Genomic DNA, 513 nt, shown 5'->3' with positions numbered 1-513 from the left:
ACATCCACATCGGGTGCTCCCTGGGGCGATGGCCGGGCATGGCAACAGCCGTTCCCGGCGGCCGGCGCCCAGCGGGAATGCCGTTTGCACCCTGCGGCTTCACACTCCTGTACCGAAAGCCCCCGATGCCACCCCAACCCGCGACGAGCTACCACGACCAGATCGGGGCGCCGTCGGCGCGCGACGGCGAAGGCTTCGACACCCTGGTCGTCGGTGCCGGCTTCGCCGGCAGCGTGATCGCCGAGCGCCTGGCCAGCGAAGGCGGCGAGCGTGTGCTCGTCGTCGAACGCCGCCCCCATGTCGGCGGCAACGCCTACGACCGCTACGACGCCGCCGGCCTGCTGGTGCACCCCTACGGACCGCACATCTTCCACACCAACTCGGCCGAGGTGTTCGAGCACCTCTCGCGCTTCACGCGCTGGCGGCCGTATCAGCACCGCGTGCTGGCCAGCGTCGACGGCCGGCTGCTGCCGATCCCGATCAATCTGGACACCGTCAATTCGCTCTACGGGC

General features: G+C 70.2%; 1 protein-coding gene. It reads left to right on the top strand.

Annotated elements, in window-relative coordinates; translation table 11 throughout:
• Window positions 1-125 precede the first annotated feature (125 nt).
• A partial coding sequence (locus CKO27_RS24160) for an FAD-dependent oxidoreductase (RefSeq protein ID WP_200377437.1) occupies window positions 126-513 on the top strand: 388 nt, incomplete at its 3' end.

The organism is Thiocystis violacea, from assembly GCF_016583575.1.
Classification (GTDB): Bacteria; Pseudomonadota; Gammaproteobacteria; order Chromatiales; family Chromatiaceae; genus Thiocystis; species Thiocystis violacea.
This window is presented reverse-complemented; position numbering and strand designations above follow the sequence as displayed.